Origin of the sequence: Xanthomonas sp. DAR33341 (genome assembly GCF_003992815.1) — a bacterium.
In the GTDB taxonomy this organism is placed as follows: domain Bacteria; phylum Pseudomonadota; class Gammaproteobacteria; order Xanthomonadales; family Xanthomonadaceae; genus Xanthomonas; species Xanthomonas cissicola.
Window position 1 is genome coordinate 210,051 of record NZ_QEYV01000034.1, and the last position, 24,114, is coordinate 234,164.

General features: G+C 65.9%; 23 protein-coding genes, 1 other RNA gene and 1 pseudogene. 13 read left to right on the plus strand and 12 right to left on the minus strand.

Features of this window, described 5'->3' with window-relative positions:
- Positions 1 to 91: 91 nt before the first annotated feature.
- The 5 genes from EO156_RS17135 to EO156_RS17155 all read right to left on the minus strand — a co-directional run bounded on the left by EO156_RS17135 (position 92) and on the right by EO156_RS17155 (position 3,467).
- Positions 92 to 168, minus strand: a non-coding RNA gene (locus EO156_RS17135) — sX9 sRNA.
- A 60-nt stretch (positions 169 to 228) separates the two neighbouring features.
- A complete protein-coding gene (locus tag EO156_RS17140) occupies positions 229 to 966 on the minus strand; it encodes an endonuclease/exonuclease/phosphatase family protein (RefSeq protein ID WP_003482614.1) in 738 nt (245 codons plus the stop codon).
- 49 nt (positions 967 to 1,015) lie between these two features.
- Positions 1,016 to 1,834: a thiol:disulfide interchange protein DsbA/DsbL gene (locus EO156_RS17145; protein ID WP_003482613.1), complete on the minus strand. Its 819-nt coding sequence runs from the start codon at positions 1,832 to 1,834 to the stop codon at positions 1,016 to 1,018.
- Positions 1,835 to 1,925: 91 nt separating this feature from the next.
- Positions 1,926 to 2,576: a thiol:disulfide interchange protein DsbA/DsbL gene (locus EO156_RS17150; RefSeq protein ID WP_016850323.1), complete on the minus strand. Its 651-nt coding sequence runs from the start codon at positions 2,574 to 2,576 to the stop codon at positions 1,926 to 1,928.
- Between the two features lie 93 nt (positions 2,577 to 2,669).
- Positions 2,670 to 3,467 (minus strand): c-type cytochrome, encoded by a 798-nt coding sequence (locus EO156_RS17155; protein WP_016850322.1) that lies wholly within the window; start codon positions 3,465 to 3,467, stop codon positions 2,670 to 2,672.
- A gap of 143 nt (positions 3,468 to 3,610) precedes the next feature.
- Here EO156_RS17155 and yihA point away from each other — a divergent pair, with 143 nt between their 5' ends.
- A complete protein-coding gene (yihA, locus tag EO156_RS17160) occupies positions 3,611 to 4,255 on the plus strand; it encodes a ribosome biogenesis GTP-binding protein YihA/YsxC (protein ID WP_016850321.1) in 645 nt (214 codons plus the stop codon).
- A gap of 242 nt (positions 4,256 to 4,497) precedes the next feature.
- On the opposite strand, the gene EO156_RS17165 is transcribed toward yihA, so the two are convergent.
- Complete coding sequence (locus EO156_RS17165; protein ID WP_015472584.1) at positions 4,498 to 5,478, minus strand: MBL fold metallo-hydrolase; 981 nt, start codon at positions 5,476 to 5,478, stop codon at positions 4,498 to 4,500.
- Positions 5,479 to 5,582: 104 nt separating this feature from the next.
- On the minus strand, positions 5,583 to 6,431 hold the full coding sequence (locus EO156_RS17170; protein ID WP_016850320.1) for a helix-turn-helix transcriptional regulator: 849 nt from the start codon (positions 6,429 to 6,431) through the stop codon (positions 5,583 to 5,585).
- A 286-nt stretch (positions 6,432 to 6,717) separates the two neighbouring features.
- On the opposite strand from EO156_RS17170, the gene EO156_RS17180 reads away from it, so the two are divergent.
- Positions 6,718 to 8,082, plus strand: a complete 1,365-nt coding sequence (locus EO156_RS17180; RefSeq protein ID WP_016850319.1) for a glutamate--cysteine ligase — start codon at positions 6,718 to 6,720, stop codon at positions 8,080 to 8,082.
- A 192-nt stretch (positions 8,083 to 8,274) separates the two neighbouring features.
- Here the strand turns inward: EO156_RS17180 and EO156_RS17185 are convergent, their stop codons facing one another.
- Both EO156_RS17185 and EO156_RS17190 read right to left on the minus strand, forming a co-directional pair.
- Positions 8,275 to 9,783: an ATP-binding protein gene (locus EO156_RS17185; RefSeq protein WP_029996013.1), complete on the minus strand. Its 1,509-nt coding sequence runs from the start codon at positions 9,781 to 9,783 to the stop codon at positions 8,275 to 8,277.
- Positions 9,780 to 10,499, minus strand: coding sequence for a response regulator transcription factor (locus EO156_RS17190; protein WP_011050505.1), 720 nt, complete (start codon positions 10,497 to 10,499; stop codon positions 9,780 to 9,782). The genes EO156_RS17185 and EO156_RS17190 overlap by 4 nt, the downstream gene beginning before the upstream one ends.
- A 137-nt stretch (positions 10,500 to 10,636) precedes the next feature.
- Between EO156_RS17190 and EO156_RS17195 the strand changes: the two genes are divergently transcribed.
- The 7 genes from EO156_RS17195 to EO156_RS17225 all read left to right on the plus strand — a co-directional run bounded on the left by EO156_RS17195 (position 10,637) and on the right by EO156_RS17225 (position 16,356).
- Complete coding sequence (locus EO156_RS17195; RefSeq protein WP_005925236.1) at positions 10,637 to 11,737, plus strand: glycosyltransferase; 1,101 nt, start codon at positions 10,637 to 10,639, stop codon at positions 11,735 to 11,737.
- Positions 11,738 to 12,175: 438 nt separating this feature from the next.
- Entirely contained in the window at positions 12,176 to 12,574 is a 399-nt protein-coding gene (locus EO156_RS17200; RefSeq protein ID WP_033482916.1) for a hypothetical protein, read from the plus strand.
- Between the two features lie 334 nt (positions 12,575 to 12,908).
- Complete coding sequence (locus EO156_RS17205; RefSeq protein WP_005911021.1) at positions 12,909 to 13,184, plus strand: metal/formaldehyde-sensitive transcriptional repressor; 276 nt, start codon at positions 12,909 to 12,911, stop codon at positions 13,182 to 13,184.
- A 66-nt stretch (positions 13,185 to 13,250) separates the two neighbouring features.
- The gene (locus EO156_RS17210) at positions 13,251 to 14,360 is read left to right on the plus strand and encodes an S-(hydroxymethyl)glutathione dehydrogenase/class III alcohol dehydrogenase (protein WP_003482588.1); all 1,110 of its coding nucleotides are present in this window, start codon (positions 13,251 to 13,253) and stop codon (positions 14,358 to 14,360) included.
- 68 nt (positions 14,361 to 14,428) lie between these two features.
- Positions 14,429 to 15,004: an S-(hydroxymethyl)glutathione synthase gene (gfa, locus tag EO156_RS17215; protein WP_005911015.1), complete on the plus strand. Its 576-nt coding sequence runs from the start codon at positions 14,429 to 14,431 to the stop codon at positions 15,002 to 15,004.
- 58 nt (positions 15,005 to 15,062) lie between these two features.
- Positions 15,063 to 15,893: an S-formylglutathione hydrolase gene (fghA, locus tag EO156_RS17220; protein ID WP_016850124.1), complete on the plus strand. Its 831-nt coding sequence runs from the start codon at positions 15,063 to 15,065 to the stop codon at positions 15,891 to 15,893.
- Between the two features lie 49 nt (positions 15,894 to 15,942).
- Entirely contained in the window at positions 15,943 to 16,356 is a 414-nt protein-coding gene (locus EO156_RS17225; RefSeq protein ID WP_016850123.1) for a hypothetical protein, read from the plus strand.
- Positions 16,357 to 16,432: 76 nt separating this feature from the next.
- Here the strand turns inward: EO156_RS17225 and EO156_RS17230 are convergent, their stop codons facing one another.
- Positions 16,433 to 17,833: a PLP-dependent aminotransferase family protein gene (locus EO156_RS17230; protein WP_029828068.1), complete on the minus strand. Its 1,401-nt coding sequence runs from the start codon at positions 17,831 to 17,833 to the stop codon at positions 16,433 to 16,435.
- Between the two features lie 126 nt (positions 17,834 to 17,959).
- Here EO156_RS17230 and EO156_RS17235 point away from each other — a divergent pair, with 126 nt between their 5' ends.
- Positions 17,960 to 18,751: a PhzF family phenazine biosynthesis protein gene (locus EO156_RS17235; RefSeq protein ID WP_003490299.1), complete on the plus strand. Its 792-nt coding sequence runs from the start codon at positions 17,960 to 17,962 to the stop codon at positions 18,749 to 18,751.
- Positions 18,748 to 19,658, plus strand: a pseudogene (locus tag EO156_RS17240) (DMT family transporter). The gene EO156_RS17235 and the pseudogene EO156_RS17240 overlap by 4 nt, the downstream one beginning before the upstream one ends.
- A 37-nt stretch (positions 19,659 to 19,695) precedes the next feature.
- Here EO156_RS17240 and EO156_RS17245 read toward each other — a convergent pair.
- The gene (locus EO156_RS17245; RefSeq protein ID WP_005925258.1) at positions 19,696 to 20,034 is read right to left on the minus strand and encodes a hypothetical protein; all 339 of its coding nucleotides are present in this window, start codon (positions 20,032 to 20,034) and stop codon (positions 19,696 to 19,698) included.
- A gap of 187 nt (positions 20,035 to 20,221) precedes the next feature.
- On the minus strand, positions 20,222 to 21,883 hold the full coding sequence (gene ettA, locus EO156_RS17250) for an energy-dependent translational throttle protein EttA (protein WP_005910999.1): 1,662 nt from the start codon (positions 21,881 to 21,883) through the stop codon (positions 20,222 to 20,224).
- 224 nt (positions 21,884 to 22,107) lie between these two features.
- On the opposite strand from ettA, the gene EO156_RS17255 reads away from it, so the two are divergent.
- Both EO156_RS17255 and glyA read left to right on the plus strand, forming a co-directional pair.
- A complete protein-coding gene (locus EO156_RS17255) occupies positions 22,108 to 22,605 on the plus strand; it encodes an RcnB family protein (protein WP_003490306.1) in 498 nt (165 codons plus the stop codon).
- 197 nt (positions 22,606 to 22,802) lie between these two features.
- Positions 22,803 to 24,056 carry a serine hydroxymethyltransferase gene (glyA, locus tag EO156_RS17260; protein ID WP_016848948.1) on the plus strand — a complete coding sequence of 418 codons (1,254 nt, stop codon included), beginning with the start codon at positions 22,803 to 22,805 and terminating at the stop codon, positions 24,054 to 24,056.
- The last annotated feature ends 58 nt before the right edge of the window (positions 24,057 to 24,114 follow it).

Below are 24,114 nucleotides of genomic sequence, written 5' to 3' on the forward strand. Positions count from 1 at the left end.
GCCTGCGTTATCGCACAGGCGGTGTCGAGGGGGCGTCAGCGGTCGAGTTCGCCAATGCGAACCGGGCGTCACTTTTCCGGTTGTTCGGAGCGGCCAACAAAACGTGGCGAGCAGCCGTTAGGTGGGTGTGGGCGGCGCGCTCAGAACCGGAGTGGACGAGTGATACAAGAGGATTCCGAGCCCGGCCGCGCCCGCCTGGCGGCTGCGCAGGAGTTCTGTTGGCTGCTCTTAACGCAGCAATTGCGTTGGTACGCGGATATCCATCCCCACTGCCAGATGATCTGAAAACGCGGCCGGAATCGCTTCGGTATGTTCGATCACCAGGCTGTCGCTGACCAGGATGTGGTCGATCGCCCGGTCTGGACGCCAGCTGGGAAAGGTGTGCACGTCGCAGCTCGGCGGTTGCAGACGGGTATGGCGATAGAGCGACTGCATCTCCGGTCGATCGGCCATGCAATTGAAATCGCCCATCAACATGGCGTTGGGATGGTCGGACAACAGTTCGGCGATGAAGGCCAGCTGCGCCATGCGCGAATTGGCGCCCAGCGACAGGTGCGCCACCGCCACGGCCAGGCCGTCGCGGCCCTCACCGAATTTCGCCAGCAGGATGCCGCGTCCGCCGATGCGGCCGGGCAGGGCATGGTCCTGCACTTCCACCGGTTCGAGCTTGCTCAGCAAACCGTTGGCGCTGGAGGCCACCCCACCCATGCGACGGTTGGGTTGGTGGCTCCAGTAATCGAAGCCGGCGCGCTCGGCCAGATAGTGGGTCTGGTTGGTGAAACCCGAGCGCAGGCTGCCGGGGTCGGCCTCCTGCAGGCCGACGATGTCGCGTTCGCCGACCAGCTTGGCGATACTGTCCAGGCTGGTGCGCTTGCTGCCCAGCGGCAACGCGTGCGACCAGCTACGCGTCACATAGTCGCTGTAACGGCGGGTGCTGGAGCCAGCCTGGATATTGGCGGTCAGCACCCGCAGGGTGCGCGAGTCCGAAGCGTTCACGACGTTGCGTTCGCGCGACTCACTTGGCCAGCGTGGCGCGTTCGCGCGCGATCAGGTGATCGGCAATGCGCAGCATGTCCGGGAAGCTCTGGCCCTTGACCAGATACTTGCCGTTGACGATCAGCGACGGGGTGCCGGTGATCTTGCTGCGGGTGGCGAACTGCTTGGCGCGGTTGGTCTTGGCCGAGACGCCGAAGCTGCTCATGGTGTCGATGAAGGTCTTCTGGTCCACGCCGTACTTGGCGTAGAACGCGGCGATGTCCTGCACCGAATCCTTGCCGCGCTCGCCCTTGAGGGTCTGGTCGACGTGGATGGCCTTGTACAAGGCTTCGTGGGTCTTTTCCTGCACGCCCAGCGTCTCGGCAGCATAGAAGGCGCGGCCGTAGTCATCCCACGGGCCGCCGAACATGGCCGGCACATAGACGAAATGCACGTCCGACGGCAGACCCGCCTTCCATGGCCCGATCAGCGGCTGGAACGCGTTGCAGGCAGGGCAGACATAGCCGAAGACTTCGGCCACTTCGATCTTGCCGGCGGCCTGCTGATAGGGCTGGCCACCGTCGATGTCCAGATAATCGGTGCCGGCGACCGGCTCGGGGCCATTCGGTGCGCGCGGGGCAGCGCTGGGGGCGGCGGGCGGCGGAGTGGTGGCGCTTTCGCCGACTGCAGGCGGAGCGGCGGGGTCTGCGGCCGGGGTAGCGGCAGCAGGAGGGGCGGGCGCCGTTTCGGCAGCTGGGGTGGTGGCGGCAGGTGCGGTGTCGGACGAACCGTCCTGCGCCTTGCAGGCGACCAGGATCGGCAACAGCGCCATCAGCGTCAGGGCGAAGCGGGTCTTCATCGGATTGGATCTCCAGCGTGGGGCGAGAAAAGGGCCGGACGGCCGCGGGGCGCATGATGCCACGCGCGGCCGTCGCTGGCGGTTATGCGGTTCAGCGCTTGGCCGGCGCGGCGTGCTCGCGGGCGATCAGGTAGTCGGCAATGCGCAGCATGTCCAGGTAATTGCGTGCGCCGATCAGGTAGCGGCCGTTGACGATGATGGCCGGTGTGCCGGGGATCTTGCTGCGCAGCGCGAACTCGCGCGCGGCCTTGAGCTTGGCATCCACCGCCTCGCTCTTGTAGGTCTCGATGAAGCGCTGCTGCGGGATGCCGTAACTGGCGTAGAACGCGGCCAGTTCTTCCGGCGCCACGTTCTGGGTGGGCACGGTCTGCTTTTCATGGATGGCGTCGAACATGGCGCGGTGACTGCGCTTGGCCACGCCCAGGATGTCGGCAGCGAAGTAGGCGCGTGCGAACGCGTCCCAGAAGCCACCAAAGGCCGCCGGCACCGGGGTGAAGCGCACATACGCCGGCTGCTTGGCCACCCAGGCTTCCAGCACCGGTTCGAAATGCGCGCAGTGCGGACAGGTGTAGCCGAAGACTTCGGTCACTTCGACCTTGCCGGCAAGCGGGGCGTACGGCTGGCCGCCGTCGATCAGGGTGTAGTCCTCGCCTTCGACCGGCGCGGCGTTCTTGTCGGCGGCGCAGGCCACCAGCGGCAACAGCAACAACAACAGCAGGGGCAGACGGGAAAGCAATTTCATGCGGGCTCCGTGGGGGGCGAGGGGCGAGCGGTAAACGACGACGCCGGTCGCGGGACCGGCGTCGTGAGCGGTGTGGCGACGGCAGGGATCAGCTCACGAACGTGCGGGCGCTCCTGCAGGCGGCTGCGCCGCTGCCGCGTCGTCGGCACGATCATGCAGGCCTTGCAGGTAGCTGGCCAGCGCCTGGATCTCCTGCTCGGTCAGCGGATGCGCCACCTGCGCCATGATATTGAACAGCGCTGGATTGCGCTCCTGGGTGGTGCCGGCCTGGTATTCCTTCAGGCGCCGCGCCACGTACTCGGCGTGCTGTCCACCCAGGCGCGGATAGGCCGGGCCCGGATTGCCGCTGCCGGACGGCCCATGGCAGGCCATGCAGGCCGGCACACCGCGGGCGATGTCGCCGCCGCGGTAGAGCTTTTCGCCGACCTCGTAGAACTTCATGCCCTGGTAGGGGCCCTCGGCGATCGCCGCGTCGTCGGCGACACCGGCAGAGGCCTTCTGGGTGGCGAAATAGGCGCCCAGATCGCGCATGTCCTGGGCGGTGAGGTCCTTGACGAAGGGCACCATCACCGCCGACATGCCGGTATTACGCTCGCCGCTGGCAATCAGCGCCACCTGATGCGCGACGTAGCGCTCGGTTTGCCCGGCAATGCGCGGGTACATCGCCACTGCCGGATTGCCGTCCGGCCCATGGCAGGCTGCGCAGGCAGCCGCCTTGGTCTGGCCGGCCTTGGCATCTCCCCAGGTGGTCTTGGTCAGGTCCACCTCCAGCGGCGCAACGCGCACCGGCGGCGGATCGGGGATCGGCGTGACTGCCGATTGCGCAAACGCCACGGCCGCAATGACCGGGACGGCGAGGGCGGCGAGGACTAGCACACGAGCATGGCGCATCAGCTAAAGCTCCGTATGGACCCGGCCCGCGCGCGTTGGGTACTGGCAGTGGCAGGCGTGCTTCGATTATCGACACGCCTTTGCGCCAGGGTCAACGAACAGTGCAGCAAAACGGCCAGGCCCGAACGTGCGATCCTAAGGGGATGTCGCTCCTTATCGAACAAGCCCGCTACCACCTGTCCGCCCACAACGCCCGGCAATTGCCCGACGATGGCGGCTACGAGGTGGCCTTTGCCGGCCGCTCCAACGCCGGAAAATCCAGCGCGCTCAATGCGCTGACCCGCCAGAACGCGCTGGCGCGCGTGTCCAAGACGCCCGGCCGCACCCAGCAGCTGGTGTTCTTCCAGATCCAGCCCGAGCGCTACCTGGTGGACCTGCCCGGCTATGGCTATGCCAAGGTGCCGCAGGACCTGCAGGCGCACTGGCAGGCCTTCATCGAGCGCTATTTCCGCACCCGCGAGGCCTTGCGCGGGCTGGTGGTGGTGATGGATATCCGCCACCCACTGAAGGATTACGACCTGCAGATGCTCGGTTACGCCGCCGAGCGCGGCCTGCCCGCGCACGGCTTGCTGACCAAGGCCGACAAGCTCGGCCGTGGCCAGCAGATGCAGACCCTGCAGAAGGTCAAGAAAGAAGTGACCTCGCGCTTTGGCGACAGCGTGACCGTGCAGACCTACTCGGGCGAATCGCGCCAGGGCGTGGACGAACTGCGCGGGATCGTCGGTGGCTGGCTGGGCCTGGATGGTGCACCGCCTGCAGCGGAGGGTGAACCGGGCCAGGCGCCATGACGCCCGTCCCGGCGGGCAGTTCAGGACGGCGAGCCAGGGCTCGTCGTTTTCAGATGCGGCATCGGTGGGCACAGGGGCCGGGTTGCGCCTAGGGAGCGGGCTGCCGCGACTGGTTCGTCTTGCGACCGGTCGCCGGCCAGGTTCTCATGCGCTGAACCGGCTCGATCCTCGTGCCGGCGCGGTCTGCGCGCCGGTTGTCGCAGCGCATCGGGCGGCGATGCGATCTGCGCTGGCGACCTCCTTCAAGGCGTCGCCGGCACCGGGCCGAATTCGGTCGGCACCCAGGCGAACGCGTTGCCCTCGCGGCGCACATGACCCAGACCGGGAAATGGCAGATGCGCGCCGGCCACCCACCAGCGGCCGTCGGCTGCCTGCACCAGCAGGCGACGGCGTGAGGCGATGGCCTGGGTGCGATCGCTGTCGGCCTCGAACGACGCGTCCGGCTGGGCAAACTGCACGGCGTGATAGTGCAGGACATCGCCCCACACCAGCAGTGTGTTGCCGGCGCCGCCGTCGAAGCGATAGGACACGTGGCCGGGCGTGTGACCCCGGCTGTCCAGGGCCGTGATGCCGGCCGGCAAGGCGGTCTTGCCCGGCTGGAAACGGCGCAGCCGACCCTGCGCCAGATAAGGCGCCACCGCGGCACGCGCCAACGGGAAGGCGAACCGCACCATCGGCATGGCATCGGCCTCCGAAGCGGGATCCAGCCAGTACGCGGCATCGGCGTCGGACAGCCACACCGTGGCGTTGGGAAACGCCGGTGCGCCGTGCGCATCGAGCAGGCCGCACAGGTGATCCGGATGCGCATGGGTCAGCAACACATCGTCGACCTGGGCAGGGTCGTAACCGGCCGCGCGCAAGTGACTCAGCACCTGACCCAGGCCGGGCCCCATGCACTGCGCGGTGCCGGTGTCGACCAGGCTGAGGTGGCTGCCATCCTGGATCAGGTATGCGTTGACGGCAGTCTGCACGCCGTTCTCGTCTTCGGGTACGTAAGCGTGCGCGAGCAGACGGTCGCGCTCGGCCGGGTCCACATTCGTCAGCTCTTGCCGCGTCAATGCCACGCGACCGTCGAACAAGGCGGCCACGCGTAGGCTGCCGATACGCTGCAGGTAAAAGCCGGGAACCTGTGCGTGGGGGGAGGTGGGCGCAGCGGCGTGTGCGAGCGTGGCGCTGACGGCGAGTACCAGCGGCGCCAGCCCACGCAGGGCGGAAACGGACATGAGCAACTCCAGAGCAGGCGGCAACCGCCGCGATGTCGCCATGTTGGCGCCAGCGAGCTGCGCGCTTCGCTCATTGTGCTGCGCGAAGCGCTCGCTCCGGCGATCTAGCGGCTATTGCCGATGCTGGCAGGATCCAGTCCGTAACGCTGCTGGAATCGCTGACTGAAGCTGCGGGTAGAGCGATAGCCGGCACGCGCGGCCACGGTCTTGAGCGGCCAGCGCGTGCTGTAGAGCAGGCCCATCGCGTGCGCCAGTCGCGCGTCGGTGATCAGTTCGCGCAGCGAGCGTTGTTCGGCGGCCAGATGGCGGCGCAAGGTGGCGCCACTGATGCCCAGGCGGTCTTCGATATCGCGCGAGCGCCACCCCCGCTGCGGTTGCGCGGCGATCAGCGCGCGTACCTGCTCGGCGATGCCTGGTGCCGGCGGCAGCAGCAGGCCGCCGTGGCCGCGACGACAGACATTGACGACCAATGCGGCCAACGCCAGGCGTGCTTCGGTGTACAGACCGTGTTGCAGCGCATCGCGCCATTGCCGCAGCGCCAACTCGAAATCGATCGCCGGCAACCGTGCAATGTCGGCGCCGGCCTCAGGCAGCGGCTCGGTCCATAAGGCGCGCGCAGCGGCCAGCGCCTCTTCGCAGAGAGGGACCACCGCGCTCATGTAGAGCCCGGTCTGCGGGTCGGGCGTATTGATCACATCGATCCGGCAACGGCGCGTCGCCAGAAACAGATCGCCCGGCAGCAGCTGCAGCGATTGCGTCGCGCTGCTCACCTGCTGGCGGCCTTGCAGCAGAATCGCGAACTGCGGCTGGATCAGATCCACCGAACGGGCCCCATGTTCGCGCCGCGCGCTCACGCAGGCGAAGCCTTCTGCGCGCTCGCAGTGCATCAGGCTGGTCATCTGCGCGAGCAGGGTGTCGGTGGGTGTGGGTGTGGGTGTGGGTGCAGCGGTCATGGCTGGGCGATGCTACAGGATTGCGGGTGCGCGGCCGGGGGCGAACCTGGTGCATCTCCTGCCGGTGGATGCCTGCGTGCTGCAGCCCGAGGCGACGCCCGACATCGGGCGGTGCGGTCGCGCCCGTGCCTGCTGCGGCGTCGGCGACCCAGTGCGCATGGATGGAAATCTCAGACGTGGCCGATGGCGGCAATTCTTTCCATGCCCTGCGGGTTATAGTGCGGGCCTTGCGGTGGCAGGGGAGTATCCCCACATCGTCCCACCCCTTTCGTTTGCGAGCCTGCCCTTGTCGAGTCCTAGCCACGTTGCCGAAACGCCGATCACCGAACGTGCGGAGCTGGCCCAGGTGCTGGCTTCCGGCGAGAAGCCGAGTGCGGACTGGCGGATCGGCACCGAGCACGAGAAGTTCGGCTTCCAGTTGGATGACCTGCGTGCGCCCACTTTCGACGGTGCACGCGGTATCGAGGCCTTGCTGACCGGTCTGACCCGTTTCGGCTGGGAGCCGGTCCAGGAAAACGGCCGCACCATCGCGCTGCTGCGCGACGGCGCATCGGTCACGCTGGAGCCGGCCGGACAGCTGGAGCTCTCCGGCGCGGCGGTGGAAACCCTGCACCATACGTGCGTGGAAGCCGGTACCCATCTGGACGAAGTGGCGCAGGTCGCCGGCGAATTGCAGCTGGGCTTTCTGGGCATGGGCTTCCAGCCCAAGTGGCGTCGCGACCAGATGCCGTGGATGCCCAAGGGCCGCTACCAGATCATGAAGAACTACATGCCCAAGGTCGGCTCGCTCGGCCTGGACATGATGACGCGCACCTGCACGGTGCAGGTCAACCTGGATTACGCCACCGAAGCGGACATGGTGAAGAAGTTCCGCGTGTCGCTGGCGCTGCAGCCGATCGCCACCGCGTTGTTCGCCGATTCGCCGTTCACCGAAGGCAAGCCGAACGGCTATCTCAGCTACCGCTCGCACATCTGGACCGACACCGACGGCGATCGCACCGGCATGCTGGATTTCGTGTTCGAAGACGGCTTCGGCTACGACCGCTACGTCGATTACCTGCTCGATGTGCCGATGTATTTTTCCTACCGCGATGGCGTGTATCACGACGCCAGCGGGCAGAGCTTCCGCGATTTCATGCAGGGCAAGCTGCCTGCGCTGCCGGGCGCGTTGCCGACATTGCGCGATTGGTCCGACCACATGACCACCGCATTTCCGGAAGTGCGTTTGAAGAAGTATCTGGAAATGCGCGGTGCCGATGCCGGCCCCTGGGATCGGTTGTGCGCGTTGTCGGCGTTCTGGGTCGGCCTGCTGTACGACCAGACCGCGCTGGATGCGGCCTGGGACCTGGTCAAGGATTTCAGCCCGACCGAGCGGCACGCGCTGCGCGACGGCGTGCCCAAGCATGCGCTGGGCCTGCCGTTCCGCAATGGCACCGCGCGCGATCTGGCAGTGGAGGCGGTCAACATCGCGCGCGAAGGCCTGCGTCGCCGCGCACGCCTGAATCGCGACGGGCAGGACGAAACCGGCTTTCTGGATGTGATCGCCGAGATCGCCGAAAGCGGCGTCACCGCTGCCGAACGCAAGCTGGCGCTGTATCACGGCGCATGGAACGGCGATATCGACCGCGTGTTCCGCGAGTTCGCTTACTGAGCGCGCCTTGGCCGGTTGCCAGCGCGTGTTGGCGCTGGCGGTCCGGTGGGCGTCGGTGATGGCTGGCGGCGCCGGTGTCGCCGCGTCAGCCGATGTAGCCCCACGCGCAAGGCTAGTGCCGGAACAGCTGTGTCGGGTCGTATCAGCACAGCTGCCGCTTGCGCGGCTCGGCAGGCCGCACTCCATCTCAGGTCAGCGTCGCTCCGGCATGCAGGGCAGTCGTACGGTCACGCGCAATCCGCCATGCGGCCGATTGTCCAGACGTAGGTCGCCGCCGTGCGCCAGCACGATGCTGTGCGCCACCGACAGGCCCAGCCCGATGCCGCCGGTGTCGCGATTGCGCGAGGACTCGCCACGCACGAACGGCAGCAACAATTGTTCGCGCTGGGTGGGATCGATGCCGGGGCCGTCGTCGTCGATCCACAACACGCCGTCCTCGCCGTCGCGCTGCAGTTGCAGACGGGCGCGCTTGCCGTATTTCAACGCGTTTTCGAGCAGATTCATGACGGCGCGGCGCAATGCCAGCGGGTCGCCGTCCAGGGTAATTTCCGGGCCGGGCAGCAGCTCGGCGTCGGCGCCGATATCGGTGGCGTTGTCGACCACGCTCTCCACCAGCAAGCGCAGATCCAGCGGCGCGCGTTCGCCGCGATGACGGTCGTTCTGGATGAAGTCCAGCGCTGCGGAAATCATCGCCTTCATCTCGTTGATATCGGCCAGCGCCTTGTCGCGCAGCGGTGGTTGCAGGCCATCCAGACGAAACGACAGCCGCGCCAGCGGCGTGCGCAAGTCGTGCGCGATCGCTGCGACCATGTGCGTGCGTTCGTTGATCAGGCGGTTCAGGCGCGCCTGCATCGCGTTGAACGAATCGGCCGCGCGCACGATTTCCGGCGGGCCGCTGCGTTGCAGGGCCGCGGCATCGGGATTACGGCCCAGGCGGTCGGCAGCCTCGGCAAAGCGCTTGATCGGTGCCGACAGCGCGCGCGAAAACCACCATGCCAGCGGCACGTTGGCCAGCAGGCCGGCCAGGAACAGCAGCACGACATGGGTCTTGAACTCGCCCGAGAGGCGTCGACGCGGCGATTCCACCGTACGCCAGCGGCCATCGGGTTGTTGCAGGGCGGCGGTGAACCCGTCCAGCAGCGGTACGCCCGGGGTCAGGCGCTCGCTTTCCCATGCGCCGGGTAACTCGTCCGGCCGCAGCCCGTCGCCGGACAGCGCAGCGGGGTGGCTGTCGCGCGGCCAGTCGTCCGGAAACGGCGGCAGAGGTTGCGTGCCCAGGCGTTCGTGCGCCCCGCCACCGCCACCGCCGTCGCCGGCGTGGTCCCGGTTGGACCAACGCTGCGGCGGCAGCATGCCTGGCTGCGGGCCTTCACGATCATTGGCGTTGCGATAGAACCGCACCTGGCGTTCGGGCACATCCAGCCAGTGCGCAAGCAGCATTTCGGCGAAGGGGTCGCGCACCTGGCCTGTCGGCGGCACCGGGGCTTGCGCCGATTCATGCACTTTCAGGGTCTGGGTCCCGGCCGGCATGCGGGTGGAGAGCAGCGCCACCACTTCCGGCGGATGGACGGGAGGCTCGTAGACGGGGGTACGCATCACCAGCAGGGCGATGCCCACCGCCTGGGCGGTGAGCAGGGCCACCGCCAACAATACAAAGGTCCGCGCAAAGATCGACAGCCCGCGCCGTGCCGGTTTGCTCACAGGCGCGAGACGCTCGGCAGCAGCATGTAGCCCTCGTTGCGTACGGTGCGAATCAATTCGGTATGGACGCGCTCATTGATTTTGCGGCGCAGGCGGCTGATCTGGCTGTCGATGGCGCGGTCGTAGACGTCGGTGTCGCGGCCACGGGCGTAGTCCAGCAACTGGTCGCGGCTGAGCACGCGCTGCGGGTGTTCGACGAAGGTGCGCAGCAGCGCGAACTCGCCGTCGGACAGATTGATGAAGATGCCGGTAGGGTCGCGCAGGTCGCGGCGTACCACGTCCAGCCGCCAGCCGGCGAATTCGTAGACGTTTCCGCGCTGGTCGGCCTGTTCGTTGCTGGCCTGGCTGCGCCGCAGCAGGGCGCGCACACGCGCCAGCAATTCGCGCGGATTGCAGGGCTTGGCGAGGTAATCGTCGGCGCCGACTTCCAGGCCGATGATGCGGTCGGTGTCGTTACCCAGCGCGCTGAGCATGATGACCGCAGGTGAACCGCGCTCGCTGGCCAGGGCGCGCGCTGCACTCAGCCCATCTTCTCCCGGCATCATCACGTCGAGTACGATGAGGTCCGGGCGGCGCTGCGCCATGACAGAGCGCATCTCCGCCACGTTTTCGGCCATATCCACCTGGTAGCCGTGGGCGCTCAGAAATTCGCCGATCAGCTTGCGCAGGTCCGGGTCGTCGTCGACCACGAGAACGCAGGGTTGTTGCAGGTCCATAGGGATCATCGTCTGTGGCGCGGCGCTTGGCCCGCGCAAGGTGGTGGCTGCCGGATACATGGTGCTCGCAATTGCAGGGCTGGAGCACGCATCATAATGATCGAATTTGTCAACCATTGGCACACGTGTAACGCACCATGACAGACCAAGACATCGCGCAGGAAGCCACGGCATCGACACTATGCCGTTGTACTGGCGCGTGCGTGCATGACAAGGCATTTCCAATGATGCGGGTGATCAGTCGCGACAACGGCGTGGGGCTGACCCGCGACATGGTGCTGATGGCCGACACGCTGCGCGCCGGCGGCGTGCCGGTGCAGGAAGTGGGATTCACCAGTCAGCGCCTGCACGACACTGGGCGCGAGGCGCGCCTGTGGGCCAGCCGCATGCTGTTCGGGCGGGTGCCGCTGCAGATCTTTTCCGAGCGCGTGTACAAGCGCTGCCTGCCGCTGGGGCAGATCAACCTGCTGGTGCCCAACCCGGAGTGGCTGCTGCCCAAGTGGCTGCCATTGCTGCCGCGCTTCGATGCGGTGCTGTGCAAGACCCACCATGCCGAGCGAATCTTCCGCAGCCTCGGGTGCGCCACACGCTTCATTGGCTTCACCAGCCCGGATCGGTACGACGCACGCGTGTTTCGTCAGCGCGCTTTCTTCCACCTGGCCGGGCGCAGTACCGCCAAGGGCACGCGCGTCTTGCTGGACACCTGGCAGCGGCATCCGGAGTGGCCGCTGCTGACGGTGGTGCAGAACCCGCGTACCGCCGGCAAACCGGTCGTGGCCCCGAACATCGACCACCGCGTGGGGTATCTGGACGATGCCGAACTGCGCCGCATGCAGAACGCGCATCTGTTCCATCTATGCCCCTCAGAGGCCGAAGGGTTCGGGCATTACCTGATGGAAGCGCTAAGCGTGGGCGCGGTGACGCTGGCGACCGACGGCGAGCCGATGAATGAATTGATCAGGCCCGAACACGGGGTGCTGATTCCGGTGGCCGAGGTGCGTCAGCGCCGTCTGGCATCGTATTACTACGTGGACGCGGCAGGCATCGCACAGGCAGTGGAAACCGCCCTGGCATTGCCACAGGCCCAACTGGACCAGTTGTCGGCCAACGCACGCGCGTTCTACCAAGGCAACGATGCGGCATTTGCCGCGCGCTTTCGCGCTGCGGTGCTGGCCTCGCTACCGGAGCATGCAGTGGACGCTGCGGTCGCCGCGGCGCCGGCTGCCGTCGAAAACTGACAGCGACGGCATCTGCGTCGCCATTGTCGGACCAGCTGCATCTTCCGACGCGTCAGCCGAAGCATGCGTTGCACGCACCTTGCATCTGCGCTGCGCATGCCGGCAAGCGCCAATCCTCGCCGGCGCGCGGCGCGCGGTGGCAAATGCGCAGCACAGTCAGCTGCAACGCTTCCCGGACGAGCGCGGCCCAGCCCGCGTCCGCCGTCTGCATGCCGTGCGCAGATGTGCCATCCAGCCAGGGAGATCACGATGGTCCACGCACCACCACGCGTTATCGTTACCACTGCAATATTCGCAGCGCTCAACTTGGCAGGTTGTGCGAATTTCTGCGGTGCTGCGCATCATGCGCCTGTGCCCTACGCGCATCGTGAGCCGCCGCCGCCGCCGCCGGATGCAAGAAACATCGATGCGGTACCGGCTTGTGCGCCGGAACACGATGTGGTCCCAACGCCGCCTGCCGACCTCGCGCACCGCGCTGCGCCGGAGCGGCAAGATCGGGAAAGCGTCGACGGCTGCCTGGTGCACAGGGGCGTCCCACCGCCGCCGCCGCCCTTCGATGGCGACGCATTCGACGCACCGGATGCAGCAGATGGACCGCCTGGCCTGCCGCCAGACGATTCCGAATTCGACGCAGCGTTGCAGGCATGCGCTACCGCCGAAGGCATCGCAGCGCCGTTCCCGCAGGCGCCTTCGCCGGACCTGCCGCCCGACCTACTGGCGGAATGCCTGGATGCCGCAGGATTTGCTCCGCCGCCGCCGCCGCCGCCGCCGCCGCCACCGCCACCGCCACCGCCACCGCCACCGCTACCGCTACCGCCGTTCCAGCCCCCGCGCTGATGCGGGGACGCCACGTCGGCGGTCGGCAACGGTAGGGATGATCGAAGGGTCAGGTGTTGCGGTCATGGCCCGCAGCCATCGTTGTGCTGGGTATCTCGCGCGTCTGCGGCGTGCGAGGTGTCGCCACCTCTGCGCAACGTGCGTGGTGCGTGCTGCACTGCGGCTACAGGTGGCCTCTTCACCCATGTGCTGACAGCGCGCAACTCGCGCATCCCCCCATCTGCCAACGAGGGGCGGTGATCGCGCTCAACAAGACGACCGTCAGCAGGTCGCTGGGCATAGCTTTTTTCGAAACAATCCATATACTGCCCCCCAGTATTTCGCTGGAGCCGTCATGCCGCATTCGCCGCACGAGAAAAAGCGAGCGCTGGCGCGCGTGCGCCGGTTGCGCGGGCAATGCGACGCGCTGGAGCGGGCGCTGCAGGCGGGCGCAGACTGCGCTCCGGTCTTGCAGCAGATCGCCGCGATTCGGGGTGCCGTGAACGGGCTGATGTCGCAGGTGCTTGAAGCGCATATCCGCGAAGATTTCGGGCACGCCGCCGCATCCGATGCGCAACGCGCCGAGCGGGTGCAGGACCTGCTCGGTCTGGTCCGGTCCTACCTCAAATAAAACTCCCACCGGGTCGGCGCTGGTCGCGCCCCCGTCCTCGAACCTCATCGTCAGGAGCGTCATCCCATGAAATCCCGTGCAGCAGTCGCATTTGGGCCCGGCAAGCCGCTGGAAATCGTCGAAATCGACGTCGCGCCGCCGAAAGCCGGGGAAGTGCTGGTCCGCATCACCCACACCGGCGTGTGCCACACCGATGCCTTCACGCTGTCTGGCGACGACCCGGAAGGCATCTTCCCGTCGGTGCTCGGGCATGAAGGCGGCGGCATCGTCGAACAGGTCGGCGAAGGCGTGACCAGCGTCAAGATCGGCGATCACGTGATCCCGCTGTACACGGCCGAATGCCGCAAGTGCAAATTCTGTTTGTCCGGCAAGACCAACCTGTGCCAGGCCGTGCGCGCCACCCAGGGCAAGGGCCTGATGCCCGACGGCACCACGCGCTTCTCCTACAACGGCGAGCCGATTTATCACTACATGGGCTGCAGCACCTTCAGCGAATACACCGTCGTGCCGGAAATTTCGCTGGCCGTGGTCAACCCGGAGGCACCGCTGGAGAAGGTCTGCCTGCTCGGCTGCGGCGTCACCACCGGTATCGGCGCGGTGCACAACACCGCCAAGGTCAAGCCCGGCGAGAGTGTTGCCGTTTTCGGCCTGGGCGGCATCGGTCTTGCGGTAATCCAGGGCGCGGTACAGGCCAAGGCTGGGCGCATCCTGGCCATCGACACCAATCCGGGCAAGTTCGATCTGGCGCGCAGCATGGGTGCCACCGACTGCATCAACCCCAAGGACTACGACAAGCCGATTCAGGAGGTCATCGTCGAGTTGACCGATGGCGGCGTGGACTTCAGCTTCGAATGCATCGGCAACGTCAATGTGATGCGTTCGGCGCTGGAGTGTTGCCACAAGGGCTGGGGCGAGAGCGTCATCATCGGCGTGGCTGGCGCCGGCCAGGAAATCAGCACGCGTCCCTTCCAGCTGGTGACTGGTCGCGTATGGCGCGGCAGCGCCTTCGGTGGCGTCAAGGGACGTACGCAATTGCCGGGCATGGTGGAGCAGTCGATGAAGGGCGAGATCGACCTGGACCCATTCATCACCCACACCATGCCGTTGGAAGAGATCAACGAGGCCTTCCACCTGATGCACGAGGGCAAGTCGATCCGCACCGTGATCCATTTCTGACCAGGCGGCCAGGAGCGGCGCGCGGCCGCTTCCGCGCACGTGGTACCCGACACTCCGGGAGGAGCGTAATGACTAACGTGTCGATTCATCCTTCGGTAGATGATGGTGTTGCGCGAGATGGTGCAGAACATTTTCAAGGCGGCACGCTTGAATGCCACTGCGCCAGCGACAAGGTGACCGTCGAGGTGTCTGCGCAGACCGCGCATAACCATGCTTGCGGTTGCAGTAAATGCTGGAAACCCGATGGCGCGAAGTTCTCGGTCGTGGCGGTGGTTCCGCGCGACAACGTCGAGGTCACCGCCCACCAGGAAAAGTTGAAGATCGTCGACGAAAGCGCGACGATCCAGCGCCATGCGTGCACCGGTTGCGGCGTACACCTGTACGGGCGGATCGAAAACAAGGACCATGCGTTCTACGGTCTGGATTTTGTGCACACCGAGTTGTCGAAACAACAGGGCTGGTCGGCACCGGGCTTTGCCGCGTTCGTCTCGTCGATCATCGAAACCGGCACGCCGCCGGAGCAGATGGATGAGGTACGCGCGCGTCTGACCGAACTGGGGTTGCCGCCCTACGACTGCCTCTCCCCAGCGTTGATGGATGCCCTGTCGGCCCATGTGGCACGCAAGAAGGGTCTGTTGCATTGATGGTCCAACCCTGCAACCGGCGATCCGGCTGCAGGGTTTTCTCTTCGTAAGGAATCTCATGGAACGTATCGAACACCGCGCCTGCTTCGGCGGCTGGCAGGATGTCTATCGGCATCAGTCGCACACCTTGAACTGCAGCATGCAGGTGGGCGTTTACCTGCCGCCGCAAGCCGCGGACGGCCCGTTGCCGGTGCTGTACTGGTTGAGCGGTTTGACCTGCACCGAACAGAATTTCATCAGCAAGGCCGGCGCGCAGCGCTATGCGGCCGAACATGGCGTGATCCTAATTGCGCCCGACACCAGCCCACGGGGCGAGGATGTGGCGGATGCGGACGGTTACGACATCGGCAAGGGCGCCGGCTTCTACGTCGATGCCACGCAAGCGCCATGGGCGGCGCATTACCGCATGTACGATTACGTGGTGAACGAATTGCCGGCGTTGATCGAAGCGACTTTCGCCACCACCGGTGCGCGTGCGATCAGTGGCCATTCGATGGGTGGGCACGGCGCCTTGACCATCGCACTGAAGAACCCGGGCCGCTATCGCAGCGTGTCGGCGTTTTCGCCGATCGTGGCGCCCAGCCAGGTGCCGTGGGGCGAGAAAGCATTTGGCCAGTATCTGGGCAACGACCGCGCGACCTGGAAAGCCTACGATGCCACCGCATTGATTGCCGACGCTCAGGAGCGTTTGCCGCTGCTGATCGATCAGGGCGATGCGGACGAATTTCTGCAAAACCAGCTGAAAACCGCGCTATTTGAAGGCGCCGCCAAGGCCGCGGGCTATCCGGTGACGGTGCGGCTGCAGCCCGGTTATGACCACAGCTACTATTTCATTTCCAGCTTCATCGGCGAGCATATTGCGTATCACGCTGCGGCCGTGCGTGGGTGAGTGCAGGCGCTCGCGTGCATGACCTAAAGACGCGCAGCGCAGCTGGGAGTTGCATGACACAGACATCGGTTGCGCCTGTACGCTGCCGCACCCGGGCTATCTCATCGCCGCGTTCGCCGAACTGCTGGCTCCGGGTTTCGCTGCGATGATCACGCCGGGCATTGTGTTGCCGGTGCTGGTTGGCGAAACGACGCCGTGCCAGTGGCCGCTGATCAAAAGCGTCGATCGCGCGCGCTGGGATGCCAGGAGTTTTTGCAACGTGGATCTGTTTTGGAGCGGCTGCCAGAACGTTGCGAGTCGTCGTTACGTCCGCATGGGCCGCGCTTGGGCGACAGAATGTAAGCTTGATGCACGCCGCACCGAGGGCCGGCCACAGCCGCCTGGCGGCGAGCGCAGTCGTTCTGCCAGTCCGCCGAGCGCGGCCCTTTGCAGCAGTCGCGTATTGATCGAAAACGCAGTTTGATGGACAACGCAGTGTCGGTGCGAACCAGCCATCTGCGTGATGCCTGTGAACGTCCGCGGGCGGCGTTTCAACGCGATCATCGTGTAGCCAGTTTGCCCAGCCGGCGCATTGCCGCTTCCAGGGTGTCGCTCCACGGCTGGCCGCAGCTCAGACGCAGGTGATCGGCGTAGTCGCCACGGCTGGAATACAAATGCCCTGGCGAGGTGCCGATGCGTTCGGTCAGTGCCGCTTCGAACAACGCCTGGCCGCTGCCGCCTGCGGGCAATTGCAGCCAGAGCGACAATCCGCCAGCGGGGTCGCCGACGCGCGTGCCGTGTGGCCAGTACCGCACGATCGCATCGCGCAGGCGTTGCCCGTTGTTGGCCAGTGTGCGCCGCAGCTTGCGCAGGTGGCGTTCCAGATCGTGATGCGCCAGGTAATCGGCCAGCGCCAGTTGCGGCAGGCTGGCACTGCCAACTGTGGAAAAATATTTGGCGCGCACCAGTGCGTCGGTCCAGTCGCCTCCGAGCAACCAGCCCACGCGCAGGCCCGGGGCCAGCACCTTGGAGAACGAGCCGCAAGTGATCACGTTGGCATGCGTATCGAAGTGGCGCAGCGGACGTGGGCGCTGACCCGACCAATCGAGCTCGCCGTAGATATCGTCTTCGATCACCACCGTGCCATGTCGCGCGCAGCTGTCGAGCAGGGCGCGCTTGGCGCTGTCGGGAGTGAGGCTTCCAATGGGATTATTGAAATTGGGCACCAGCACGGCGGCGCGCACCTTCGTGCGTTGCAGTAGCGACTCCAGGCGCGCGATATCGATCCCCTGGCCGCTGCGGTTGGGCACCTCCAGCACCTTGAGACGCAATGCGGCCATCGCCTGCAAAATGCCGTGATACGTGGGAGTTTCCACCAGAACGACATCGCCGGGCATGGTGAGTGTGCGCAATGCCAGGCTGATGGCCTCCATCGCGCCGGCGGTGATTACCACTTCGTCCGCAGCCACGCTGGTGGCGCAATGCGCGTAGCGTTGTGCGATTTGCCGCCGCAGCGCGGCATGACCTTGCGGTGGCGCGTAATCCAGTGCGGCAGTGCGCTGGCGCCGCACCTGACGCGACAATGCGGCGGCCAGGTGCGCGGCGGGTAACAGGGCCGGCGCAGGAGTGGCGGTGTGCAGCGGCAACAGGTCGGTGCGCGCCACGGTGTCGAGCACGCGCTGCAATGCCGGATGATCGACCATACCAGGCGTGCGTCGACGCGGCGCAGGTGGCGCGGCAGGCGATGCAACGGCCGTGGCGCGCACGAAGTAGCCCGCGCGCGGCCGCGCCTGTACGCGTCCTTCGCGCTCGAGTTGCAGACACGCCTGCACCGCCGTGGCCGCGCTGATGCCGTGATTGGCGGCCAGCTGCCGGATCGAGGGCAGCCGCTCGCCGGCGCGCAACGTGCCACGCTCGATCTGCTCGCGCAGCCGCATGGCGAGCGATTCGTACAAGAGCATTGAGGGCACCTTATCTGTACTGGTTGATTCGTAGCGTATCTGAATCTGTACTGGTCGGGGGCAGCGCTGCACACTGCTGCTGTGCCGGCCCGCGTGTCGGCGTTCCCGTTGTGTGCGAGGCCGGTCATGCCGCTTTCCGTGTTCGTCATCGATGCGTTCACCACGCTCCGCTTCAAGGGCAATCCGGCTGCGGTGGTGCCGCTGCAGGCCTGGTTGCCGGATGCGCTGATGCAGGCCATCGCCAGCGAAAACAACCTGTCGGAGACGGCATTCTTCGTACGCGATGCCGATGGCGTGTTCGCGATCCGCTGGTTCTCGCCGCTGAAGGAGGTCGGCTTCTGCGGTCACGCGACGCTGGCCAGCGCGTTCGTGATCGCCACCCAGCAACTCGCACCGTTCCCGCTGCGTTTGCGTGCGGCCGCGGTCGGCGAACTGGGTGTGGAACGGCTTGCCGACGGCAGCTTCGAGATGCGCTTTCCGAACCAGGCGCCGGCCTTGGTGGCAGCGGTACCGCAGGCCCTGCTCGATGCCTTGTCGATCGCGCCGCAGGCGGTCTACGCCAACCGGCAGGCGTACATCGCGGTGTACGCGGACGAGCGCCAGGTGCGCGAGGTGGTGCCGGATCTGACGCGCATGTTGGCGTTGGCGCCGCGGGATGTTGCGGTGACCGCGCCCGGCGGCGGCCACGATTTCGTATCGCGCTATTTCTGGCCGGCCAATGGCGGCGCCGAAGATCCGGTGACCGGCTCCATCCATGCGGCGTTGGCGCCGTTGTGGGCGCAGACCCTGGGCAAGGCGCAGCTGACCGCGCTGCAAGCTTCAACGCGTGGCGGCGAGCTTGGCTGTCGGGTCGAGGGGCCGCATGTCTATGTGCGCGGCAGCGCGGTGCAGTACCTGCATGGGACGATCGCGTTGTGAGCGCGGCCGTCGCCGTTGCTACCGGCGTAGCGCGCCGTGCCGTCTGGCAATTGCTGGTGGCCGAAGTGCTGATCGGCTCGGTCGGTGTGTTCGTGCATGAAAGCCGGCAGGATCCAGTCACCGCCGTGTTCTATCGCTGCCTGTTCGGTGCGCTGTTTCTCACCGTGTGCGGTGTGTTCGGCGGCCAGTTGCGGGGTCTGTGGCACGAGCGCGCATTGCTGCGCGATGCGACCATCAGTGGTGTATTGCTGGTGCTCAACTGGGTGGCATTGTTCGCCGGCATGGCGCGCTCGTCGATCGGCGTGGCGACGATGGTTTATCACGTGTTCCCGTTCGTCATGCTCATCCTGGCGGCGGTCTTACAGGGCGAGCGTACGCGGCGCGCGGATCTGGGCTGGACGCTGCTGGCATTCGTCGGGGTGGCGTGCTCCGCCGATCCGGCGCGGCTGTGGCAGGCGGCCGATCGCGGCTATCTGCTCGGCATCGCGCTGACCCTGCTGGCAGCCTTGCTGTGCGGCGCATCGCTGCTGATGTCGCGTCGCATCAGCCGCGAGCGCCCGCTGGCGGTCGTGACCGTGCAGTGCTGGGTCGGCCGCTGCTGTTGGCCGGCTTCTCCAGCAGTGCAGCGCTGCATCCAGGGCTGCATTGGGTCTGGCTGGTCGGGTTGGGCGTGATCCACAGCGGCGTGGTGTACGTGCTGTTCTATTCGTCGTATCGCCATCTGCACGTGGCCACGATCGCCGTGTTGGCGTTTGTGTACCCGTTGGTCACGCTGCTACTGGATTACCTGCTCTACGGCCACGCCTTGGTACCGGTGCAGTGGCTGGGGCTGACGCTGATCGTGGTCGGCACGCTGGCGGTGAATCTGAAATGGCGATGGCCACGCCGCGCAGGGACGGCGGCATGACCTCGGCCTGCCACGCAGGGCGCGTGGCGATGCAGCTTCAGCGAACGTCGCGCATTTGCCAGTGCGAGCCAGCCAGTGCCTGCATGCGCTGCTTGAAGAGCTCGCCCGGGAGACTGGTGGTGGCGACCAGGTCGATGCGCAGATCGTGCTGCTTGCCGGTGACCGTGGCGGCCGGGTCGGTAATGCCCAGGCTGGGGTCCACCTCGTCCGGGTCAGCCTGCAGCTGGCGCCAACGATCGAACCAGGCCGGGTCGCGCAGCGCCGCCTGCAGTTGCTCGGCAAAGGCTTCGGCGCCATTGGCGGTGAAGCTCACCGAGGGCGCGCTACCGCGGGCGAGCTTGGGATCGGGCAGGCTGATCGAATAGCTGACAGGCATGTGCAAGGCTCAGATGGATGACGCCGGCACGGTAGTGCAGCGTAAGTGAGCATGCCGTCGACGGGCGAACAGGCGACTGCACCGGCGCAGGTGGACGGCGATAGCAACCAACAGCCAAGCATCCGTCCGATGACATCGCAGATAAAAAAGGCGCCTTTCGGCGCCTTTTTTCTACTCCGACGACGACTTACTTCAACGCCTTGAAGCGCAGGCGCTTGGGGCCGGCGTCGTCGCCCATGCGGCGGCGCTTGTCTTCTTCATACTCGCGATAGTTGCCCTGGAAGAACTCCACGTGCGAATCGCCTTCGAAGGCCAGGATGTGCGTGGCGATGCGGTCCAGGAACCAGCGGTCATGCGAAATCACGAAGGTATTGCCAGGGAATTCCAGCAACGCATCTTCCAGCGCACGCAGGGTTTCGATGTCCAGGTCGTTTGACGGTTCGTCGAGCAGCAGTACGTTGCCGCCCTGCAGCAGGGTCTTGGCCATGTGCAGACGACCGCGCTCACCACCGGACAGCGAACCGACCATCTTCTGCTGGTCCTGGCCCTTGAAGTTGAAGCGGCCGATGTAGGCGCGCGACTGGATCTCGATGCCGTTGATGTTGAGGATGTCCAGGCCCCCAGCGATTTCCTGGAACACATTGTGGTTGCCTTCCAGCGCGTCGCGGCTCTGGTCCACGTACGACAGCTGCACGGTCGGTCCGACCACGATCTCGCCGGAGTCCGGCTTTTCCTGGCCGGTAATCATCTTGAACAGGGTCGACTTACCGGCACCGTTGGGGCCGATGATGCCGACGATGGCGCCCGGCGGCACGATCATCGACAGGTTGTCGATCAACAGGCGGTCGCCGAACTTCTTGGACACGTTCTTGAACTCCATCACCGCGTTGCCCAGGCGTTCGCCCGGCGGGATGAAGATCTCGTTGGTTTCGTTGCGCTTCTGGTAATCGACCGATTGCAGTTCTTCCAGGCGGGCAAGACGTGCCTTGCCCTTGGTGCGGCCGCCCTTGGCGTTCTGGCGCGACCATTCCAGTTCCTTCTGGATCGCCTTCTGGCGGGACTTCTCCTGGTTGTCTTCCTGCTTGAGGCGCTCGTCCTTCTGGGTCAACCAGTCGGTGTAGTTGCCCTTCCACGGAATGCCGCGGCCGCGGTCCAGTTCCAGGATCCACTCGGCGGCGTTGTCGAGGAAGTAGCGATCATGCGTCACCGCCACCACGGTGCCGGTGTAGCGCGCCAGGAACTGCTCCAGCCATTCCACCGACTCGGCGTCCAGGTGGTTGGTGGGTTCGTCGAGCAGCAGCATGTCCGGCTTTTGCAACAGTAGGCGGCACAGCGCCACGCGACGCTTTTCGCCACCGGAGAGCTTGCCGACGATGGCGTCCCACGGCGGCAGGCGCAGCGCATCGGCGGCCACATCCAGCTGGTTTTCCAGGGTGTGCGCATCGCCGGCGGCCAGGATTGCTTCCAGGCGTTCCTGTTCCTTGGCCAGCGCGTCGAAATCGGCGCCTTCTTCGGCATAGGCCAGATACACCGCGTCCAGCGCGGCCTGGGCCTGCAGCACGTCGCCCACGCCCTCTTCCACCGCCTCGCGCACGGTGTGCTCGGGATTGAGCTGCGGTTCCTGCGCCAGGTAGCCGACCTTGATGCCCGGTTGCGGGCGTGCCTCGCCTTCGAAATCGGTGTCCACCCCGGCCATGATCTTCAGTACCGTGGACTTGCCCGCGCCGTTCAGGCCCAGCAGGCCGATCTTGGCGCCCGGGAAGAAGCTCAGCGAGATGTCCTTGATGATCTGCCGCTTGGGCGGGACCACCTTGCTGACGCGGTTCATGGTGTAGATATATTGCGACATGGGGGCTCCGTGGACGCAGGCAGCCCGCCGGCCGAGGCCGGAGGCAGCGGAAAAGGGATTGCGCCAATTATACGGGCAAGTGGCTTGGGTCGCGGCAGCGCCCCGGCAGTTAAACGGCACCTTACTTTCGACCTGAATAGGCTTTTTCGTAATCGATTCCAGCAAGAATGCGTTAAGGCGGTCCGTCCCTTAATGAAATTACGACACCGCGAACAGGAACCGTCATGAACCGCAAACGCATCGTTACCGTTGTGCTTTCCTCCATCCTGGCGCTGGGTGCCTTCGCACCTGCTGCGTTCGCTGGGGATTGGGACCGCGACCACGATCGCCGCGGCCATGATCGCCACCATGGCCCCGACCATCGAAGGGACTGGCGCGACGACCGCCGTGACGACCGTCGCGAGTGGCGCCAGGACCGCCGCTACTACAGCAATGGCTATCGCGAGGGCTACCGCGATGCCCGCTATCAGGACCGCCGCTACGACCGCAATCGCGTCTACGTCTACGACCGCCCCGCGTACTACCGCGCCGGCCCGCCGCCGCGTCCGTACTGGGCCCGTGGCCAGCGCTACCATGGCCCGGTCTATGTGGTGAACGATTACGACCGCTACGACCTGCGCCGCCCGCCGTACGGCTATCGCTGGCAGCGCGACGACCGCGGCAATCTGCTGTTGGTGGCTATCGCCACCGGTATCATTGCCGACCTGGTGCTCAACAACTAATTCGGCGCGGCCACCGGGTCATTTCCGGCCGCGACCGGCTGTCGGGCCAGTCATCGCACAAAGGCGCATCTCCGGGTGCGCCTTTGTCATGTGCGCAGTACGGGGGTACCGGCCGTGCCGGCTGCGCGGTTGGTCACCCGTGCGGCAGGGGCTTACAATCGGCGACCCTACTGGCAATAGCTGCCCCGGAGCTTCGAATGTTCTCGCGCGATGTCCGACTGGAAACCTACGACCCCGAACTGGCCAAGGCCATCGCTGCTGAAGCCGGCCGCCAGGAGGATCACGTCGAGCTGATCGCCAGCGAAAACTACTGCAGCCCGTTGGTGATGGAAGCGCAGGGCAGCCAGCTGACCAACAAGTACGCCGAAGGCTATCCGGGCAAGCGCTACTACGGCGGCTGCGAGTTCGTGGATATTGCCGAACAACTGGCGATCGAGCGCATCAAGCAGGTATTTGGCGCCGATTACGCGAACGTCCAGCCGCACAGCGGTTCGCAGGCCAATCAGGCGGTGTATCTGGCACTGCTGCAGCCGGGCGACACCATCCTGGGGATGAGCCTGGCGCATGGCGGCCACCTGACCCACGGCGCGAAGGTCAACGTCTCCGGCAAGCTGTTCAACGCGGTGCAGTACGGCGTCAACGAGCAGGGCCTGATCGATTACGACGAGGTCCAGCGTCTTGCGGCCGAGCACAAGCCGAAGATGGTGGTGGCCGGTTTCTCTGCGTATTCGCAGAAGATCGACTGGGCCCGCTTCCGCGCCATCGCCGACAGCGTCGGTGCCTACCTGTTCGTGGACATGGCGCACATCGCCGGCCTGGTCGCCGCCGGGGTGTATCCCAGCCCGATGGAACATGCGCACGTGGTCACCTCGACCACGCACAAGACACTGCGTGGCCCGCGTGGCGGCATCATCGTCGCCAAGGGCGCCAGCGAAGAGCTGCAGAAAAAGCTGCAGTCGATCGTGTTCCCCGGCATCCAGGGCGGCCCGCTGATGCATGTCATCGCGGCCAAGGCGGTGGCGTTCAAGGAGGCGCTGGAGCCGGCGTTCAAGACCTATCAGCAACAAGTGGTCAAGAACGCCCAGGCGATGGCCAATACGCTGATCGCGCGCGGCTACAAGATCGTTTCCGGCGGCACCGAGAACCATCTGATGCTGGTGGACATGATCGGTCGCGACGTCTCCGGCAAGGATGCCGAAGCCGCGCTTGGCAAGGCGCACATCACCGTCAACAAGAATTCGGTCCCCAACGACCCGCGCTCGCCGTTCGTCACCTCCGGTCTGCGCCTGGGCACCCCGGCGATCACCACGCGCGGTTACCAGGAACGGGACAGCATCGATCTGGCCAACTGGATCGCCGACGTGCTCGACGCGCCAACCGACGAAGCCGTGCTGGCGAAGGTGCGCGACGCGGTGACTGCGCAGTGCAAGCGCTATCCGGTGTATGGCTGATACGGAATGGGGGATGGGGAGACGAGAATGGTAAAAGCGACGCTGCGATAGCTCTGCT

Excerpts from the sequence above, each read along its gene's own strand:
- EO156_RS17190 (WP_011050505.1), bottom strand. The coding sequence starts at position 10,499 with ATGGACCTGCAACAACCCTGCGTTCTCGTGGTCGACGACGACCCGGAC.
- EO156_RS17235 (WP_003490299.1), top strand. The coding sequence starts at position 17,960 with ATGCCGCTTTCCGTGTTCGTCATCGATGCGTTCACCACGCTCCGCTTC.
- glyA (WP_016848948.1), top strand. The coding sequence starts at position 22,803 with ATGTTCTCGCGCGATGTCCGACTGGAAACCTACGACCCCGAACTGGCC.
- ettA (WP_005910999.1), bottom strand. The coding sequence starts at position 21,883 with ATGTCGCAATATATCTACACCATGAACCGCGTCAGCAAGGTGGTCCCG.
- EO156_RS17155 (WP_016850322.1), bottom strand. The coding sequence starts at position 3,467 with ATGCGCCATGCTCGTGTGCTAGTCCTCGCCGCCCTCGCCGTCCCGGTC.
- EO156_RS17165 (WP_015472584.1), bottom strand. The coding sequence starts at position 5,478 with ATGTCCGTTTCCGCCCTGCGTGGGCTGGCGCCGCTGGTACTCGCCGTC.
- gfa (WP_005911015.1), top strand. The coding sequence starts at position 14,429 with ATGACTAACGTGTCGATTCATCCTTCGGTAGATGATGGTGTTGCGCGA.
- EO156_RS17255 (WP_003490306.1), top strand. The coding sequence starts at position 22,108 with ATGAACCGCAAACGCATCGTTACCGTTGTGCTTTCCTCCATCCTGGCG.
- EO156_RS17195 (WP_005925236.1), top strand. The coding sequence starts at position 10,637 with ATGACAGACCAAGACATCGCGCAGGAAGCCACGGCATCGACACTATGC.
- EO156_RS17145 (WP_003482613.1), bottom strand. The coding sequence starts at position 1,834 with ATGAAGACCCGCTTCGCCCTGACGCTGATGGCGCTGTTGCCGATCCTG.
- EO156_RS17210 (WP_003482588.1), top strand. The coding sequence starts at position 13,251 with ATGAAATCCCGTGCAGCAGTCGCATTTGGGCCCGGCAAGCCGCTGGAA.
- fghA (WP_016850124.1), top strand. The coding sequence starts at position 15,063 with ATGGAACGTATCGAACACCGCGCCTGCTTCGGCGGCTGGCAGGATGTC.
- EO156_RS17205 (WP_005911021.1), top strand. The coding sequence starts at position 12,909 with ATGCCGCATTCGCCGCACGAGAAAAAGCGAGCGCTGGCGCGCGTGCGC.
- EO156_RS17150 (WP_016850323.1), bottom strand. The coding sequence starts at position 2,576 with ATGAAATTGCTTTCCCGTCTGCCCCTGCTGTTGTTGTTGCTGTTGCCG.
- EO156_RS17245 (WP_005925258.1), bottom strand. The coding sequence starts at position 20,034 with ATGCCTGTCAGCTATTCGATCAGCCTGCCCGATCCCAAGCTCGCCCGC.
- yihA (WP_016850321.1), top strand. The coding sequence starts at position 3,611 with ATGTCGCTCCTTATCGAACAAGCCCGCTACCACCTGTCCGCCCACAAC.
- EO156_RS17170 (WP_016850320.1), bottom strand. The coding sequence starts at position 6,431 with ATGACCGCTGCACCCACACCCACACCCACACCCACCGACACCCTGCTC.
- EO156_RS17230 (WP_029828068.1), bottom strand. The coding sequence starts at position 17,833 with ATGCTCTTGTACGAATCGCTCGCCATGCGGCTGCGCGAGCAGATCGAG.